16 protein-coding genes, 1 riboswitch and 1 other annotated feature are annotated in these 18655 nt (G+C 25.8%); of the genes, 3 read left to right on the plus strand and 13 right to left on the minus strand.

Annotation, left to right across the window (positions count from 1 at the left end):
* Positions 1-27 precede the first annotated feature (27 nt).
* The 6 genes from ACYUE0_RS10915 to ACYUE0_RS10940 all read right to left on the minus strand — a co-directional run bounded on the left by ACYUE0_RS10915 (position 28) and on the right by ACYUE0_RS10940 (position 5452).
* Entirely contained in the window at positions 28-303 is a 276-nt protein-coding gene (locus ACYUE0_RS10915; protein ID WP_199870802.1) for a hypothetical protein, read from the minus strand.
* A 292-nt stretch (positions 304-595) separates the two neighbouring features.
* On the minus strand, positions 596-1123 hold the full coding sequence (locus tag ACYUE0_RS10920) for a GNAT family N-acetyltransferase (RefSeq protein ID WP_061994397.1): 528 nt from the start codon (positions 1121-1123) through the stop codon (positions 596-598).
* Between the two features lie 22 nt (positions 1124-1145).
* Positions 1146-1958, minus strand: coding sequence for a GNAT family N-acetyltransferase (locus ACYUE0_RS10925; protein ID WP_061994396.1), 813 nt, complete (start codon positions 1956-1958; stop codon positions 1146-1148).
* A 126-nt stretch (positions 1959-2084) separates the two neighbouring features.
* Positions 2085-2588, minus strand: coding sequence for a GNAT family N-acetyltransferase (locus tag ACYUE0_RS10930; RefSeq protein ID WP_460270549.1), 504 nt, complete (start codon positions 2586-2588; stop codon positions 2085-2087).
* 269 nt (positions 2589-2857) lie between these two features.
* A complete protein-coding gene (gene aspS, locus ACYUE0_RS10935; protein ID WP_460270550.1) occupies positions 2858-4147 on the minus strand; it encodes an aspartate--tRNA(Asn) ligase in 1290 nt (429 codons plus the stop codon).
* Positions 4148-4332: 185 nt separating this feature from the next.
* Positions 4333-4560, minus strand: a binding site (T-box leader).
* 61 nt (positions 4561-4621) lie between these two features.
* Positions 4622-5452 (minus strand): class I SAM-dependent methyltransferase, encoded by an 831-nt coding sequence (locus tag ACYUE0_RS10940; RefSeq protein ID WP_061994393.1) that lies wholly within the window; start codon positions 5450-5452, stop codon positions 4622-4624.
* A gap of 200 nt (positions 5453-5652) precedes the next feature.
* Between ACYUE0_RS10940 and ACYUE0_RS10945 the strand changes: the two genes are divergently transcribed.
* Positions 5653-6723: a hypothetical protein gene (locus ACYUE0_RS10945; RefSeq protein WP_460270551.1), complete on the plus strand. Its 1071-nt coding sequence runs from the start codon at positions 5653-5655 to the stop codon at positions 6721-6723.
* An 80-nt stretch (positions 6724-6803) separates the two neighbouring features.
* On the opposite strand, the gene ACYUE0_RS10950 is transcribed toward ACYUE0_RS10945, so the two are convergent.
* Positions 6804-7280, minus strand: coding sequence for a carbohydrate-binding protein (locus tag ACYUE0_RS10950; RefSeq protein WP_061994391.1), 477 nt, complete (start codon positions 7278-7280; stop codon positions 6804-6806).
* 24 nt (positions 7281-7304) lie between these two features.
* A riboswitch (cyclic di-GMP riboswitch) is annotated at positions 7305-7388 on the minus strand.
* Between the two features lie 185 nt (positions 7389-7573).
* On the opposite strand from ACYUE0_RS10950, the gene ACYUE0_RS10955 reads away from it, so the two are divergent.
* On the plus strand, positions 7574-8275 hold the full coding sequence (locus tag ACYUE0_RS10955) for a hypothetical protein (protein WP_460270553.1): 702 nt from the start codon (positions 7574-7576) through the stop codon (positions 8273-8275).
* A gap of 64 nt (positions 8276-8339) precedes the next feature.
* Here ACYUE0_RS10955 and htpG read toward each other — a convergent pair whose 3' ends face one another.
* Entirely contained in the window at positions 8340-10211 is a 1872-nt protein-coding gene (gene htpG / locus ACYUE0_RS10960; protein ID WP_460270554.1) for a molecular chaperone HtpG, read from the minus strand.
* A gap of 184 nt (positions 10212-10395) precedes the next feature.
* Positions 10396-11820, minus strand: a complete 1425-nt coding sequence (locus tag ACYUE0_RS10965; RefSeq protein ID WP_061994389.1) for an APC family permease — start codon at positions 11818-11820, stop codon at positions 10396-10398.
* A 337-nt stretch (positions 11821-12157) separates the two neighbouring features.
* On the opposite strand from ACYUE0_RS10965, the gene ACYUE0_RS10970 reads away from it, so the two are divergent.
* Positions 12158-13234, plus strand: coding sequence for a VanZ family protein (locus ACYUE0_RS10970; protein ID WP_460270555.1), 1077 nt, complete (start codon positions 12158-12160; stop codon positions 13232-13234).
* 186 nt (positions 13235-13420) lie between these two features.
* Here ACYUE0_RS10970 and ACYUE0_RS10975 read toward each other — a convergent pair whose 3' ends face one another.
* The 4 genes from ACYUE0_RS10975 to ACYUE0_RS10990 all read right to left on the minus strand — a co-directional run bounded on the left by ACYUE0_RS10975 (position 13421) and on the right by ACYUE0_RS10990 (position 18646).
* Positions 13421-13660 carry a YgjV family protein gene (locus ACYUE0_RS10975; RefSeq protein WP_199870220.1) on the minus strand — a complete coding sequence of 80 codons (240 nt, stop codon included), beginning with the start codon at positions 13658-13660 and terminating at the stop codon, positions 13421-13423.
* A gap of 143 nt (positions 13661-13803) precedes the next feature.
* Positions 13804-14928 (minus strand): helix-turn-helix domain-containing protein, encoded by a 1125-nt coding sequence (locus tag ACYUE0_RS10980; RefSeq protein ID WP_460270556.1) that lies wholly within the window; start codon positions 14926-14928, stop codon positions 13804-13806.
* 126 nt (positions 14929-15054) lie between these two features.
* Positions 15055-16917, minus strand: coding sequence for an ABC transporter ATP-binding protein (locus tag ACYUE0_RS10985; RefSeq protein ID WP_460270557.1), 1863 nt, complete (start codon positions 16915-16917; stop codon positions 15055-15057).
* A gap of 1 nt (position 16918) precedes the next feature.
* The gene (locus ACYUE0_RS10990; RefSeq protein WP_460270558.1) at positions 16919-18646 is read right to left on the minus strand and encodes an ABC transporter ATP-binding protein; all 1728 of its coding nucleotides are present in this window, start codon (positions 18644-18646) and stop codon (positions 16919-16921) included.
* Between the last annotated feature and the right edge of the window lie 9 nt (positions 18647-18655).

Below are 18655 nucleotides of genomic sequence, written 5' to 3' on the forward strand. Positions count from 1 at the left end.
TTATAAGCATATAGTGTCTTATGATTTTTAATATATTTCCATTTTTGCTACCGATTTATCATATTTTGATATCTTACTTTCAAAATACTTACATATTTCATTATCGCTTATCTCAAGTTTCATTTCTTCTGTTTCTAAATAAACCTTCGATGCTATAAATTTTCGTTCTTCCCTGTTAGGTTTCCTCTTATGTTCTACTATAAAATTAATATATCTTTCCCTTAGCATAGTAGATACTTTTATCTGTTCTCTTTTCTTTAGCTGAATCCATTTTTTCTTTATCTTTAGTAAATTATTCTCCATATTTTATCCTTCCACTTTGTTATTTCTTAATTATTTACTTTTAATTTTAAATGGTGTTGTTTTTTTATGCAAGAAAATATCACGAATTTATAATTATTTTAAACCTTTTCATTTACACTTTATTTTATTATTCTATGGGGTTCCAAATTAACTTTTAAAATTATCCATTCCAAAACTTGGATACTCAAAATAGTGATACATGCTCCGAATCACTTAGAATTCAACACTATATCTTGTATAAAAATATTTTAAGGTTATTGAATAAATTTAAATTTGAACTTGTTTCCCTATATTAATAATACTCCTGTCTTAAAAGTCCCATAATAATTTCATCATGATATCTTCCATCTCTAAAAATTTCTTGTCTTAACACACCTTCCCTTTTAAATCCACATTTTTCATATGCTCTTATAGCACGTTCATTAAATGAAAATACTTGTAACTTAATTTTTCGTATATTCATTTGTTCAAAGATAAATTTTATTAATATATTTATAGCATCTGTTCCATAACCCTTATTCCAATATTCTTTATCTCCTATAAATATGCCTATAACTACCACGCTATTTTTCCAATCTATTTTATTTATTCCACAGCCACCTATATACTGATTATCTTCTAATGTCTCTATTGCAAAATTATAAGTATCTTTTGTTACACTTAAACCTTCATACCATCTTTCTTCATCTTCAAAAGTAATTGGATATGGAATGTTTGAATTTAATAATTTCTTTATTTCTGGATCATTCATATATTTCTGAGCTCTTCTAATGTCTTCTTTTTTATACTCTCGTAATTTAACCTTTTCCCCTGAATACATTATTAATCCCCCTAAAATCCATCTAATAAATAAACATTATAGTGTTAATTTTTCCACAATGTTCATATCCAATATTTCTATAGATTTTATTTGCTGCTATATTTTCCACTTCAGAATATAACATTGGGGTAATTCCCTCTTCTAATAGCTTTAAGCTTACATTGGCAACTAGCGACGTACCATATCCCTTTTTTCTTTCTTCTATTTTAGTATACACATTATTTATTCGGCAGTGTCTTTGTGATTTATGTGCTATATTTGCCATTGATACAACCTTATCTTCTACTTCCCATAAATATAAATTTCCTGAATTTATTAATTTTTCTGCCTCACAAAGTTGAACCTCTTTTTCCATATCATCACCATTCATACTTTTTTTAAATCCATGGCAATATTCTGCAACTATATCCTTATGCTTTAATTCTGCCTTAATCATTTTACCTTTTGTATTGTCTAAGGATACAACCCTATTACATTCATAAGCATTCATTTCCATATATTCTTTATAACTTACATTAAAATGATTTAAATATGCATCAGCTATTTTCTTTACTACATCTGGATTACCGGATATTCCTGATATATCATTATCATCTAAAATACTACATAATTCTTTTATTATATCTCCAAATTCATTTGCTTCAATTTCTTTGTTAACCCATACCCACATTTCGTAACCAGGGTTATGCATAGCTATTGCATTACCACTTTCTGTTTTTAATGATAGAACTTCTTTACCTTCTATAATTTTATGAAATATATTAAATTGAACCTCATCACCTAAAAATGGTTTTTCATTTAAAACGTTATCCTCTTTGTTGAATGAAATAAACATATTGCCACCCCCTATAATTCGAATTCTCAAAATTAACATTAAGATTCCTTATTAATAAGTGTATTCTTCAAGTTTAGTATTTTTACCTTTTTTAAAATTAATAATTTAAAAACTTATTTTATATTATTATAAATTATATCTAGCCATTATATATTCATCTTCATATTTACCATTTTTTATGACTGCGTATTTTCTTTTTCCCTCAATTTCAAAACCTAATGATTTATAAAGATTTATAGCTTTCTCATTATCAGTAAATACTCCTAATTCTGCCCTAACTAGCATAAGCCAATTATCTGCTAAGTCAATTAAATTCTCCATTAAAGTTCTTCCAATACCTTTTCCCTGGTATTCTCTTCTTATCATAATTCCAATACTAGCAGAATGTCTTACTCTATTAGATTTATTAACAGATAAATTGGCTACCCCTACTACTTTTAAAACATCATCCTCTTGAATTTCTGCAACTATCATATGATCATTATCACTAAGATTATTTATAATTCCTTCCATCCTTGAAATTCTTTCACTAATAATCCCCATTGTATTTTCACGAACACCATCTTGACGTCTTATTTCATTTATAAATGTTGCATCTTCTATTTTTACTGGTCTTATCATAAAATTCATATTATCACATCCTATATTTTTTTATTTAAATTAAGATTTAAATTACAATATATAAGCTGAATTTAAAATTTGCATATTTTTATTCCATTATTTGTAAAGAAAAACTCTACGAAATCACATTAAAGTGACTCCGTAGAGTTTTACCTACGTGTAGGATATTCTCCCTGTACCGCTCGTTTGGACTTAGATACACTCACTACTTGGAAATATTATACACAATCCTAAATTAATTGTCAATATTTTATGAATATTTTAAATTATATATTTTATTATGGTAATAACCTTGTTCTATCCCTTGGTATAAGAGATGCTTCTCTAACATTATCAAGTCCTAGTAATTTACTTGTTATTCTTTCAAGACCTATAGCAAGACCACCATGTGGAGGCATTCCATATTTAAATACAGATGTATAGTTTTCATAGTTTTCTTTATTTAATTCTTTATATTCTATATTTTTAATTAACATTTCATAATTGTGAATTCTTTGTCCTCCAGTGGTAATTTCAATTCCTCTAAATAATAAATCAAAACTTCTAGTTTCTTCTTCATTATAAGGCAGTGTATACATTGGCCTTTTTTTTCTTGGATAATGAGTTAAAAATATAAAATCACAACCTAATTTTTCTTTAGCATATTTACAAATTAGCTTTTCTCCTTCTGGGTCTAAATCTCCATCTAAATCTTTTTTGTTATATTCTATTTCTAATATTTCTAAAGCTTTACTAAACTTAATTCTTGGTATATTATTTTCAATTACAGGTAAATTTCCATTTACTTTCTTTAAATACATTTTGCCATCATTATCAATTTTATTTAATATAAACCTTAATAGATTTTCTTCCATATCCATGATTTCTTCTTCATTTTCAATAAATCCCATTTCAAAGTCCATGCTAACATACTCATTTAAATGCCTATTAGTGTTATGTTGTTCTGCTCTATAAACATGGCCTACCTCAAAAACTCTTTCAAAACCTGCCCCTATCATCATCTGCTTATAAAATTGAGGACTTTGTGCTAGATATGCTTTATTTTCAAAATATTTTACTTCAAACATATCCGTCCCTCCTTCAGCTCCTTCAGCAACAATTTTAGGTGTGAAAATCTCTGTAAATCCTTCTTTAGTTAAAAACTCTCTAAAACCTTGAACTATAATATTCTGTATTTTAAATATAGAATTTATTTTCTCATGTCGTAAACTCAATACTCTATTATTTAACATAGTATCTAAGTTTACCTCTAATTCATCTTTATTAATTTCAATCGGCATTTCACCTATAAAATCATTTATTATTTCTAACTTTTCTACTAGCACTTCAAAATTATTAAGCTTATTATTGCTATTGTTAACTATACCAATTATTGATATTACTGATTCTAATTTCATCAAACTAATATCAATCTCCTTATTGTTCAAAACGCATTGTACCATTCCTGTTCTATCTCTTAATATAATAAATGTAATTGATTTTAACTTTCTTATTCTGTGGATCCAACCTTTTATCATAACTTTTTCATTCATATTATTTTTTAATTCATTTATCATAATTCTGTTCATAAATTTTCCTCCTTAAATAAAATTAACCCCTTAAGTTTAAAACTTAAGGGGCAAAAATTTCGCGGTACCACCCTTTTTTAACTATATTGGTTTAAATTCATTAGATCAACTTCAATAAATTGAGCTCAAATTCATTGAAATATACTAGAATAACCTCTAATAAATATAAAAAGCTTTCACTCCATAATAGGAGTGAAAGCTTTATTCACGGTGCCATCCTAATCTAACAAAATTAAATTTAACTTAGTTATCTCTAATCCTTTTAACGTAGGAACCCGTCTTATTCTACTACAATTTTTCAAATAAGAATCTCCAGGATGTCATTCAATATTACTTTTCTTATAGAGCTTACACCATCCTCTACTCGCTTTAAATACTAAGTTAATATCTACTCTTCCCTTCAAAGATTTCTGAATATTTATTTTTATTTATATTACTCTTTTATTTTTATTTTGTCAATATATATTATTAAATTTATTTTTCACCTTTAGCATATAAAACATACATACTATTTTCTATACCATTTTCTTTTTTAAGTACTTTAAGCTTTTCAAAAACTTTTAATTTAAATTCTTCTATCTTATCTAACGGTATAGCATCTAATATGGTCACATATCCATGGGTATAAAGTTTATCCCACCATTCCTGCTCATCTTTGTATATAAAAATTTTTTCTTCTTTCTCGATTTTTATATTTTTGAAATTAGATTCTTTTAAGATTTTATATAATCCTTCTTCTGTGTCAAATTCAACAGTTTCTTCATATCCACAATCCTCTTCGTATTCTGGTAAATATTCTTCCACTAATTCATCTAACCATATAAAGTTCTCATCTTTTTTTCTTAAAAACGTAGTAAATGAGAATTTACCACCGTGTTTTAAAACTCTCATAAATTCCTTAAATGCAATTTTATAATCTGGAAAAAAGAAAACTCCAAAACCACATAATACATGATTAAAATACTCGCTTGCAAAATCCAAATTTTCAGCATCCATAACTATTGATTGTGCATTTTCTATGCATTTATGCTTTATTTCTAAATTTGTTTTATCAACCATACCTTTAGATATATCTATACCTATAACATTTCCCTTTTCCCCAACCTTCTTTGCTGATAAAAAAAGTGATGCTCCTTTTCCCGAAGCAACATCTAATACTTTTTCTCCATACTTTATATCTGCGAATTTAACCAATTCTTCTCCAAAGTATTTAAAAAACCTCGGTCCATTATCATCAAAAACCGATGATACTCTGTCAAATAAGTCAGTTATATCTTTTTTAATCTCTGTATTTTTATCCCCCATAAATACCTCTCTATATTCTTATATTTTATTATAAATTAAATATTTAAATTTTATTTTCTAAAACATTTTTAATATTATACAATACATTCATGCTACATAATAGTGTTAAAAGATAATTTTTTGTTAATTTTTATATTTTTTAAACGATTATACAAAATGTAAATTAAATTTAAAATTAACTATAAAGGAGTGTTTTATAATTGAAAAATTCAAGTTTTATTAAAACTTATAAAAAGAAAAGAACACCTAAAATTATATCTTTAATAGCTATGATAGTTCTTGCATTTATTGTTGCATGTTTTGGAATGTATACATATTATAATAACAAAAATAATGCCTTTGAAGTTACTACTATTGAAGATTATAAAGAAGCCCTTAATAATGATCTTTATTTAAAAATTTCTGCTGATAAACTTTATGATTTAGATGTTACACTAAAAGAAACTACTAGTAAACTAGGTATACCCATCTCTGAAAGCATTAAATCACACTTAGTTGCAATAAAATTAGATCCTTTTGTATTAACAGTAGCTTTGCCAAAGAAAGAATATAATAATCTTATCAATAAAAAGGAAGGTCCTTTTATATTAAAAGGCCATTTGTTTGAACTTAATGACAATGATTTAGTAATTTTACGTGACGCTATTAAAAATAATACTGAATTGTCTAATGGAATGGATTTAAAGCCATACCTTCAATACTTGCAATATGAAAGTCCTATTATTGAAGCTTCTTTTTTCCTTATGATTTCTTGTCTTTGTTTTGTATATACTATATTTTTATATATGATTGGTGTAAGGAAAAATTCTATTGCCTTAAAAAGTCTTAAAGATTTCTCTATGGAAAATATTGAAAACGTATATAAACAAATAGATTATGAGTATAGCTTACCTATATCCTATAAAAATGGGCCTATAACCATAACAGAAAATTATATAATTGTATATACTCAAAAGATTGTATTAGCTCTTCCACTTAAAGAATTGGTTTGGATATATAAACAAACTATAAAGAAAAAGGCTTGTATGTTTATTCCTGTTGGTAAAACAACTAGTTTAGTTTTGGTTTTTTCCGATAAAAATACATATAAAGTCGATTTGGTTAAAGGCGATAACGTTATTGATGAGACTATAGACTATATTTCTAAAAATTGTAGTACAGCTTTTGTTGGATACTGTGAAAATTTTCAAACCTTATTAAAAAAAGATCCTAATAAACTTATTTTTAAATGGAAAATGAACAAAGAATCTTATAAAGAAACTAATATATAAAAATATTAAAGAAAACTTAAAACCTACTAAGAATTTAGACTTAGTAGGCTTATTTTCATACAATATATAATTTAATATCTTTATTTAATTAATTCCCAGAACATTGGTCCCTCACAAGGATTCCAACCTGGTTGAGCATAATGGAATCTTTTACATTTATATACCTGAGAATTGTACATAACAATATCACCTTTTTCATATGGACTTTTATTTTCTTGTGTTAATTCCTCTTGGGCATTCCACTCTGGAATTTTTCCTACTGTTTTCCAAAACATTGGTGAATCAGAAGGTTTCCAACCTGATTGAGGATAGTGAAATCTTTTGCATTTATAAATTTTTGAACCTTGTACAACAATACTTTCTTTTTCATAAGGACTCTTTTGATTTTGATTAAGTCCTTCTTGACAATTCCAAATACTTATTTCACTATTTTCATTTATTACACCATATTGTGATGTATTTTTTTCAACAGCAGAAGCTGTAGAAACCATTCCACCAAAAATTATAGATGTTCCTAATACTACTGATGTTAAAATTTTTAATTGCTTTTTCTGCATATCCAACACTCCTAATTTTAAAATATTTAATTAGGTCGGTTGCACTACTAACTCCATATAATCCAAGTGCCCACATATAAATTATACTTCATCATTCCCAAAATTATTATATAATACTTTATTTTACTTGTAAACAAACTATTTCACTTTTTTCAATATTATTACATATAAGAATAAATTTTTAACTTGTATTCCTTAATTTTAATTTCCACATATTATATACAAAACAAATTAAAAACACTTTGTATATTTTTCTATAAAAGTGAAATTATAAAATAAAGGATGTGATTAATTTGAAAAATAAAAAATCTTTAGTTTCACTTATATGTATATTTAGCATTTTACTTGTTGGTTGTAATATAAGTAATAACCCTTCAAACAATATAAATAATAATTCCTCTATATCTTCATCTAATACAAGTAATTATACTAGTAATAAACATTCATATTTAGATGATTATAAACAATATTTTTATACTAAAAATACTCCTATAACCTATACTGGTTCTGCTGAAACAGGACATAAAATAACTTTTAATAATATTGAATCCTTAAATGACTATACAATATACACTTATGATGGACTTATGAATGATGGTTATGGTCAAGATATTAGAGGAAAAAGAACTTTTACGGCAAAATATAAAGTTACTAATGATATGGTTATAGAATCTATTAATAATAATGATTATATTTCTAAAAATAAAGATACATTACATTCTTTTATTAAAGACTTTGTAGTTTTAAAAGGTCAAATTAAAAAAAATAATTCATGGACCCAAAAGACAATTATAGACGGAGTTGAATATGAAGCTATAACCACAATAACAGAAGAAAATGATACTTCTTTCACAACTAAAACTGTTATAAAAGCTCTTAGCTTTGAAGATGGAAAGTATTATACAGAAACTAGAACTTATGAATTAGGTAAAGGATTAATATATTTTAGTTATCTAAATAACCCTTATCTAGAAATTAGCTATTCTTTAATCTAGCCTAAATAGGACCATATAGAAGTTGTATAACTGCAACTTCTATATAGTCCTATCTTACTATTTCTTATTTCATTATTTTACATATATTATTTGTAAATTCTACTGGATCACCTATTGATAACCCTTCTATAAGTAAAGCTTGATTATATAATAAATCGGTATATAGTTTAAACTTTTCTTCATCTTTTTCATGTGCATCCTTTAACGCATCAAAGACTTCATGGTTTATATTTATTTCTAATACTTTATCTGCCTTTAAGCTTGGATTATTTGGCATAGCATTTAATACTTTTTCCATTTCTATTGAAAGTTCCCCTTCATTAGATAAGCATACAGGATGTTTTTTTAATTTTTTAGATGCCTTAACTTCTTTAACCTTATCTTTTAATAATTCTTTCATGCTTTCAAATAATTTATTATCTTCATCACTTGTTTTCATTTCATTTTCTTCAGTATCTATTCCTAAATCACTACTTGATACTGATTTAAATTCCTTTTCTTTATAATTTGCAAGCATTTTTATAGCAAATTCATCTACATCATCTATAAAATATAATATTTCATATCCTTTATCTAACAATAATTCTGTTTGAGGAAGTTTTTCTATTCTTTCATACGATTCTCCTGATGCATAATAAATATATTTTTGTTCTTCTTTCATTCTAGAAACATATTCATCTAAGGTAACCAGTTTCTTCTCTTTAGATGAATAGAACATTAATAAATCTTGTAATACATCTTTATTTGCACCAAAATCACTATATACACCATATTTTAATTGTGATCCAAACGATTTATAAAATTCTTCATATTTTTCTCTTTCATTTTTTAATAGACCTTCTAATTCATTTTTTATCTTAGTTTTTATGTTCTTAGCTATAAGTTTTAATTGTCTATCATGTTGTAAAATTTCTCTTGATATGTTAAGGGAAAAATCCTCTGAATCTACTATTCCTTTAACAAAACTAAAATAATCTGGAAGTAAATCTGCACATTTCTCCATTATCATTACGCCGCTTGAATATAGTTCTAAACCTTTTTCATAATCCTTAGTGTAAAAATCAAATGGTGCTTTTTCTGGTATATATAAAATTGAATTGTAACTTACCATACCATCAACACTTATATGAATATGTTTTAGTGGCTTATCAAATCCAAAATGTTTTTCAACATAAAAGTTATCATAATCTTCATCCTTAAGTTCTCTTTTGTTTTTTCTCCAAATAGGAACCATGCTATTTACAACTTCTTCTTCATTATACTCTTCATATTCACTTTCACTACCCTCTTTAAGTTTGCTCTTAGTTACATCCATTTTTATTGGGTATCTTATAAAATCAGAGTATCTTTTAATTATTGATTTTAATCTATATTCATCCAAATATTCATCAAAATTTTCATCTTCTGTATTATCTTTAATATTTAGTACAATTTCTGTACCAATTGAATCTTTTTCGCAAGGCTCAATTATATAACCGTCAGCCCCTTTAGACTGCCATTTATAAGCTTTATCACTTCCAAATGCTTTACTTATAACGGTAACTTCCTTTGCAACTAAGAATGCTGAATAAAATCCAACTCCAAATTGACCTATTATATCATGGCCATCTTCAACTTCATTTTCTTTTTTAAATTGTAATGAACCACTTTTAGCTATAACACCTAAGTTATTTTCTAATTCATCTTTTGTCATACCTATACCAGTATCACAGATTTTTAAAGTTCTACTTTCTTTAACAGGAATTATATTTATATAATAATTATCTTTCTCAAAAGTTAATGAATCATCAGTTAATGCCTTATAATAAATTTTATCAATAGCATCACTTGAATTAGAAATTAATTCTCTTAAAAAAATTTCTCTATGAGTATAAATTGAATTTATCATAATATCTAAAAGTCTTTTAGACTCTGCCTTAAATTGTTTTGTTTCCAAAATAAACATCTCCTTTCATTACTTAATTTTTAATATACCACTTTTGTTAGCACTTATCAATAGTGAGTGCTAACATTTTATTATATTTTTCAAACTTCTAAATTTAAAATAGGTTCTATAATATATATTTATAGAACCTACCTTGTATTATTTTTTTATTTTACGTCTTAAAACTTCCTATATTTTATGCAACAGTATCTTTATCTATGCTCTCATTATTTTTAGCTAAAATAGGCATTATTAATCCTAATCCTATTAATACAAATGGTGTAACAATATTTAATACTAATTGAAATTTATCTTCAGAATACATTCCTCCAATACATGCAAAAGCAGTAAATGCAAAGCACCATGCACCAAATATAATACCTACTATTCTATTTTTCACAAATTTATATTGTGGATTGAATTTTTCCCCAGCTTTTTTAAGAGCTATATATGCTGCAAATACCCACAAATAACGAAGTGGCATGCATACAGCATTTAATTTAACTAACCATTTAACTAATACATCTACATTTTCAATTCCAAAAATAGGAACTATAATCAATATGGATACAATAACAAAAATAAGCTTATGTCCATTGGTGTAAGCTCCATTTTTATTTTGTTTAAACATTGCTTCTGGAATAAATCTTCTATCTGCACCATCAAGAAGCATACGTAATGGTGCGTCTATTGATAATATTAAAACTGCAAATTGCCCAATCATGTTAGTAATTGCATATATAATTACAAATAAATTTCCTAAATGATAATACTGACCTAATTTTTGAAATGCATAATATGCACCATTAGTCATTAAATCTTTAGGAACATTATTTGAATCAAACATCATTCCAAGTGAAACAGTACCTAAAATTGCACATACAGCAACCATAATCGCAAGTGAAATCATCCCTTTTGAAAATCCTGTTTCAGGATTCTTCATTTTATTTACATATGGTGAAATTTTTTCACATCCACCAACAGCAAAAACTAAAATAGAAAGACTAGTAAAAAATTTTGCATCGAAAGTTGGCATAAATGTTTTTAATGACCAATCTATAGAATATAATTTAGCATCTGTAATAGCTGGAGCAGCTGTCATTAAAAGAATAAATAAAATTGACATTATAAACATAGATGTTCCTGCAAATGCTGCTAATTTCTTTAGTATATTTAATCCCTTTGATGCAATATACATACCAATTATAAATATTACTAAACAACTTAATTGTAAAATCTCTGGTTTCATACTACTTACTCTGTTATCTTGAAAAATTGCCCAACTTGTAGCAATTACAAATCCTGATGGTTTTTGTGAAATATACGGCATATGAACTACCCAATATGTCCAACCTGCATAGTAAGCAAGTTTTGGACCTATAGTTTCATAAATCCAAGAGCTAACACCACCACCACAATCTTTAAAAGCAGAACCTAACTCACCTACCATTAAAGCATAAGGGACGAAATAAATTCCAAAAATTAGAATCCAAGATATAATTGCTTTAAGTCCACCATATTCAGAAAACCCATTAATAACATTTCCAAATCCCCACACCGTTGAAAATGCCATAAACGCTAATGTATACCACATAATTTGTTTATCTTTATTTTCTGACATAACTTATCCCCCTTTTTATTATTAATAAATTTAACTACATTGTAACATAATTAATTGAATATTCACATAATTTTTGTTCGTTTTTATTTTTCATTTCTCGACAGCAATTTCATCGTTATGCTATTTTGTATCATTTATTACATTTTCATTTGACATATATACTAATAAATTTTATAGTTACATACAGTTTTATAATTGAAATATAATTGATTTATAATCTTTTTTAAATTTTTTCAAAAATAATTATAAATATAATTTTAATACATAAAATATTTATATATAATTATTTTCAAGACAATATTTTACCAAATTATTACATATTAGAGGAGGAATTGTGTTGGAACTTTATTGGATTCCTATTAAAGTAGCAGTGATATTATTTCCTTTTTTAGCTGCTGCTATTTGTATACCTTATGCTATATATAATTATAGAAAATATGGTGTTAATAATAAATTTAAAATTTTTATATTTTACACTTTTATTTTTTATATACTTACAGCCTTTTTTATGACCTTATTACCGTTACCTGATATAGATAAACCAGTTTTTATTAGTGGTAGAAACATTCAATTAATCCCTTTTACATTTTTAAAAGATTTTTTATTAGAAACTAAATTTAGTTTTAGTAATCCCAATACATATTTATATATTTTTTCGGAACCAGCCTTTATGCAAGTGTTCTTTAACCTTTTACTTATATTACCTTTAGGCATTTATCTTAGATATTATTTTAAAAAAAGTTTTAAACAAACATTAATTATAACTTTTTTAGTATCTCTCTTCTTTGAAATTACTCAGTTAACTGGGATTTATGGGATTTACAAATATCCCTATAGGGTCTTTGATGTAGATGATCTTATAATAAATACTTTAGGTGGAATAGTTGGTTATTTTATTACTCCTTTATTTAAATATATGCTACCTGATATAAATATTATTAAATCTAAAAATTTTAATATTGGCAAATATTCTACTTATCCAAGGCGATTAATTGCATTTTTTATTGATTGGAATATATGTTTTTTATTTTTTGATGAACATAATATTTTTACATTCATAATACTAACTTTTTTGTACTTCATTTTAATACCTTATTTTACAAACGGATTTACTGTAGGTAAATATTTATTGAAAATGCAATTAAAGGGTAATAGTACTAAATTAAAATTTTCTGAGATTTTACAAAGGTATAGTATACTACTATATGGATATTTTCTTTTATCCTATATATTAAATGATGCAAATAATTACCTTTATAATTTAGAATACTATGAGTTTTTAATTATAATATTAGGTGTTCAAATATTATTAAATGTTTTTGTTTTTTTACATTTAATTAGTCATATTATAAAAAAAGATCCATTACTTTTGCATGATAGAATTAGTGGTGTAACAAATATAAATATCTCTTAACTTTAAGAGTCAACTTGGAACCCTATAAATCCATTCAAAATATAATAAGAACAATATAGCAAATTATTAATTTAGATAATTTGCTATATTGTTCTTTTCATTCTTAATGTTTTTTTAATATATTTGAATTTTTTAATATTAAAATAATCATATAAAAACTTAAATTATTATCTTTAAATCTGTTTTTTATTCTAAATCTTTATTATCTAAATAAATTCTATATAAATTCCAAAAGTTTATTAAGATTATAGCACCATTTGTAACTATAACTGGATATGCCCTTATCACAAAACCATAAACAACAAACAATATACAACCAATTGTATTAAATATTCTAAGTTTAATAATAGATGTCATAAGTAATGATATAGCAATAAATAATGATGCTGCATATCCAACCCATTCAATCATTGGAATTCCAAGCATAATATCACTCTCTCCTAAATTAGTTTATTTTAATTTAGGTTTTGATATTTTAGCATAATTTATTCTTTTTTACTCCATTAATAAAATTATTTCTTTAAAAGTATCTAATTAAACATTAAAATATATATTATATTTTTTATAAGTTATCTAAATTCTTTTAAAGATTTTTCCTCTAATACTTTTAATTCTTTAACTATATTTTTAAAATCATTACTTTCTCTAATCAAATCAAATTCTTTATGTTCAAAAATCTTGAAAATATTTTCGTATAAATTCATTGTTATAGTTCTTTCACTAGTTTTCATTTCATTAAAACACCAAAAGTTACTAAATTTTTTCATATTATTTATATCATTGTATTTTATATCTTCAACCATTTCATAAAGCATTTTTATAGCTTTTTTATCCTCTTTAAAATTTAAATATACCTCTGCAAGATTTAAATATTCTATATGTAATCCTAATATAGAATTTTCTTTAGGCAAAATCATTCTTTTTAGATCTATAGACAAATTATAATATCTTTCCATTATCTTTAATCTATCTTTACTTTTACTCTCATTATAATATGAATTAGCTAACCCCATACATATCATAGTTATATTATTTATATCCTTGAATAAATTACTTTGAAGCAATTCCCTAGCTTTCTTAAATTCCTTTTTCCTAATATATATACTTGATAATACAATGTCAGTATCTAATTGACTTTTTTTTATTTTTTCTAATGCATCTATAGCCTTATCCTCTTCTCCAACTATAGAATAAGCAGCTCCTAATTGAAATAAAGATTGTTCAATTAAATCTATATCATTACAATTTTTAGCTATATCCTCAAATAATTTAATAGCATACCATATCATGCTCATAGATTTTTCTTCATCATTACTTTTCCACGAATACATATTAAATAATGCACCTATTTTTAGTTTTAAATCATAACTTATAGGATATTTTAAAACATATTCCTTACTTTTTTCTATAGCACTTTTTATATTACCTTTACTAAATAAGGCTTCGCATTCTTTAAATATATTCATTACTTCTTTATCAGAAAGTTTAATTTTAAAATTAAATAGTTCATCCATAGAAATATTAAAAAATGTTGCAATAACAGGTAGTATTGTTATATCTGGGTATGAAATACCACTTTTCCATTTTGATACTGCTGCTGTAGATACTCCTATAAAGGTTCCTAATTGGTCTTGAGTAATTCCTTTTTCTTTTCTTAGATTATAAATAACTTCCCCTATTGATAATTTATTCATTAATCATCACTCCATATATAAAATTTGTAAGACCTTACGACTTTAGTATAATTCATACCTATAAGTTAACCAATGGAGTGTCAGTTAAATTTTATATTTCAAAATTAACTTATAGTAAAAAATATATTATATTTTATCTTCTTTCTTTAATTGCTTAGAATACATATCATAATAAACTCCTTTTTTATCAATAAGTTCATTATGATTTCCTTTTTCTTTTATTTGTCCATCATCTACTACCATTATAGTATCTGCATCTCTAATAGTACTAAGCCTATGTGCAATTATAAAACTAGTTCTTCCTTTCATAAGTTTTAACATTGCCTCTTGTATATTTAGCTCCGTACGGGTATCAACACTGCTTGTAGCCTCATCTAAAATTAATATATCTGGGTCAGATAAAATCGCTCTTGCTATAGATAACAGTTGCCTTTGTCCCTGGCTTAAGTTGCTTCCACCATCTAAAAGAACTGTTTCATAACCTTTTTGCATACGTCTAATAAATACATCTGCATTTGCCATGATTACAGCTTTCTCTACTTCTTCATCTGTTGCTTCTAGCCTTCCATATCTTATATTTTCCATTATTGTACCAGAAAAAAGATATGTATCTTGTAATACTATACCAAAGCATTTTCTTAAATTATCTCTTTTATAATCTCTTATATCAACACCATCTATTAGAATTTTCCCCTTTGATACATCATAAAATCTTGCTAATAAATTTACGATTGTAGTTTTTCCAGCTCCTGTTGGCCCTACTAATGCAATGTTGCTTCCTGCCTTAATATGAAAACTTACATTTTTAAGTATTAGTACATCTTCTCTATATCCAAAAGAAACATTTTCAAAAATTACATTTCCTTTTAAATTACTAATTTCTCTTGCATTTAACCTATCTTTATCCTCTTCATTTTCATCCAAAACTTCAAATACCCTTTCTGCCCCAGCTACAGCAGATTGTAATGTATTAAAAATATTTGCCAAATCATTTAATGGTCTTGTAAATTGTCGAGAATAACTTAAAAAACTTGCAATTATTCCCACTGTAATCATATTTCTAACTGCAAGAATGCCACCAACACCAGCAACTACAGCAAACCCTATATTATTAATTACGTTCATAAGTGGCATAATAAATCCTGATAAGATTTGAGCTTTTATACCTACATTACAAAGTTTATTGTTTATACTATAAAACTCTTCAACAACCTTTTCTTCATAGTTAAAGGCCTTAACTACAAAAATTCCTGATATAGATTCTTCAATCATTCCATTAAGCTTACCAAGTTCTACTTGTTGCTCTTTAAATAAAAATTTTGTTCTTTTAGCAATAGTTTTCGTAAGTAAAAAAACTAGTGGTATAGTTATAATACTCGCTAATGTAAGCCATGTACTTAAAGTTAACATCATTATTAAAGAACCTACTATAGAAATTACTCCTGACATTAATTGAATTGTAGATTGTGAAATAGTAGTACTTACATTGTCAATATCATTAGAAAGCCTACTCATAATGTCTCCATTACTATTAGTGTCAAAAAATGATATCGGTAACTTTTGAAGCTTTTTAAAAAGATCATTCCTTAAGTTTTTTACAATTTTTTGAGATATACCTGCTATAAAATATCCTTGTAAGAAATTCAATATTCCATCAACAATATATGAACAAATTAATACAATTACTATTATTTCCAACATTTTAAAATTTACTAAACCATTTCCAAAGGACATAATATCTATTGAACGACCGATTAGATAAGGTACTGCTAATGATATTAATGAAGTAATTATTATAAAAATAAATACTAATACTAATAGTTTTTCTTCTTCTTTAAAATATCTCCACAATCTTGAAATAGTCTTTTTAAAATCTTTTGGCTTTATAACTGGACCTATATGTCTTTTTCTTCCACCAAAACCACCTGGTCTAATTGAAGGGCTTTTTTGTATTTGAATTGATGTATCTTTATATTTATCACTTTTCATACTATACCAGCTCCTTACCAACCTGAGATAAAAATATCTCTTTATAAACCTTGCAGCTTCTCATAAGTTCTACATGCTGCCCAATACCAACCACACTTCCATTATCAATTACTATTATCTTATCAGCATCCATAACTGAAGTAATACGCTGAGCAATTACTATAGATGTAAGATTTGTAGAATAATTTTTTATAGCTTCACGTATTTTTCCTTCAGTAACTACATCTACTGCACTTGTACAGTCATCTAATATAAGAATTTCTGGTCTTTTAATCAATGCTCTAGCAATAGAAATACGTTGTTTTTGTCCACCAGATAAATTTATTCCTCCTTGTCCAAGAATTGTATCATAGCCTTCTGGTAAATTCTTAATAAATTCATGAGCCTCTGCCACTACAGCAGCTTTTTCAACTTCATCATATCTAGAATTTTCCTTTCCCCATCTTATATTATCTATTATTGATCCTGAAAAAAGAATTATATTTTGAGGTACTATAGCTACTTTTTCTCTAAGCATTTTTAAATCTATATCTTTAATATCAATATTATTTATTTTTATATTCCCTGAATTAACCTTATAAAAACCTTCAATCAAATTAACAATAGTACTCTTTCCCGAGCCTGTAGATCCTATAATCCCAATAGTTTCTCCTGACACACAAGAAAAACTTATATTTTTAAGAACAGGTTCCTTTAAATCATTAGAATAAGAAAAACTTACATTTTCGAAATCTATTTTTCCCTTTAATAAATTATTATAAGGTTGTTGTTTTTTTACATTCATATCACTTTCTTCTTGAAATATTTCTCCTATACGCCCTGCTGAAGCTTTTGCTTTAACTAACATAGTAAATACAAAAGATATCATCATTAATGAAAATAATATTTGTGTCATATAGTTTATAAATGCAATTATTTGTCCCACTTCCATATTGCCTTTATTTACTCTAATTCCACCTATCCAAATAATTGCTACTATTCCTAAATTAACAGTAAGTGTAATACCTGGTGAAAATATTGACATTATGCCCATTGCCTTAGTTGATATGTTTGCCAATTTCTCATTAGATTTTTGAAAACGTTCTGTTTCATAGTTAAATCTATTAAAAGCTTTAACAACCCTAACCCCTGCTAAATATTCTCTTATTACAGAATTTACTTTATCTAAAGATTTTTGAATTCTTACATAAAATGGATAACCTATTTTCATATTCATATATATAATTATTGATACAATAGGTATAACTACTATAAATGTTAAGGACATACTAGGATTAAGGTTTATAGCCATAATAATACTACCTATACATAAAAGAGGTGCTTTTACAAAAACTCGCATAAGCCCATTAACAAAATTCTGAACTTGAGTAACATCATTACTAAGCCTTGTAACCAAAGAAGCTCTATCATATTTATCTAAAGTTACAAAAGAAAGACTTTGAACTTTTTTAAAAAGATCATATCTAAGCTCTGCACCAAACTTTTGAGATACAGTACTTGATATAATATTACGACTTACTGCTGATAATGCCCCTAATCCAGTAATTCCAAGCATTAGTATAGTCATTTTTAAAATAAAATCCATTTGCTTATTTTTAACTCCTATATCGATTATTTTAGACATTATAGTTGGTTGCATAAGATCACAGGCAGCTTCCAATGTTAAACAAATTATTGCAACACAAAAAAGTTTCCAGTATTTTTTTATATACTTATTTAAAAAGTTCATTACTATACA

This window comes from Clostridium sp. CTA-19, assembly GCF_054767855.1.

Coding starts and splice junctions, on each gene's coding strand:
- ACYUE0_RS10915 (WP_199870802.1), bottom strand. CDS start 303: ATGGAGAATAATTTACTAAAGATAAAGAAAAAATGGATTCAGCTAAAG.
- ACYUE0_RS10920 (WP_061994397.1), bottom strand. CDS start 1,123: ATGTATTCAGGGGAAAAGGTTAAATTACGAGAGTATAAAAAAGAAGAC.
- ACYUE0_RS10925 (WP_061994396.1), bottom strand. CDS start 1,958: ATGTTTATTTCATTCAACAAAGAGGATAACGTTTTAAATGAAAAACCA.
- ACYUE0_RS10930 (WP_460270549.1), bottom strand. CDS start 2,588: ATGAATTTTATGATAAGACCAGTAAAAATAGAAGATGCAACATTTATA.
- aspS (WP_460270550.1), bottom strand. CDS start 4,147: ATGAACAGAATTATGATAAATGAATTAAAAAATAATATGAATGAAAAA.
- ACYUE0_RS10940 (WP_061994393.1), bottom strand. CDS start 5,452: ATGGGGGATAAAAATACAGAGATTAAAAAAGATATAACTGACTTATTT.
- ACYUE0_RS10950 (WP_061994391.1), bottom strand. CDS start 7,280: ATGCAGAAAAAGCAATTAAAAATTTTAACATCAGTAGTATTAGGAACA.
- ACYUE0_RS10965 (WP_061994389.1), bottom strand. CDS start 11,820: ATGTCAGAAAATAAAGATAAACAAATTATGTGGTATACATTAGCGTTT.
- ACYUE0_RS10975 (WP_199870220.1), bottom strand. CDS start 13,660: ATGCTTGGAATTCCAATGATTGAATGGGTTGGATATGCAGCATCATTA.
- ACYUE0_RS10980 (WP_460270556.1), bottom strand. CDS start 14,928: ATGAATAAATTATCAATAGGGGAAGTTATTTATAATCTAAGAAAAGAA.
- ACYUE0_RS10985 (WP_460270557.1), bottom strand. CDS start 16,917: ATGAAAAGTGATAAATATAAAGATACATCAATTCAAATACAAAAAAGC.
- ACYUE0_RS10990 (WP_460270558.1), bottom strand. CDS start 18,646: ATGAACTTTTTAAATAAGTATATAAAAAAATACTGGAAACTTTTTTGT.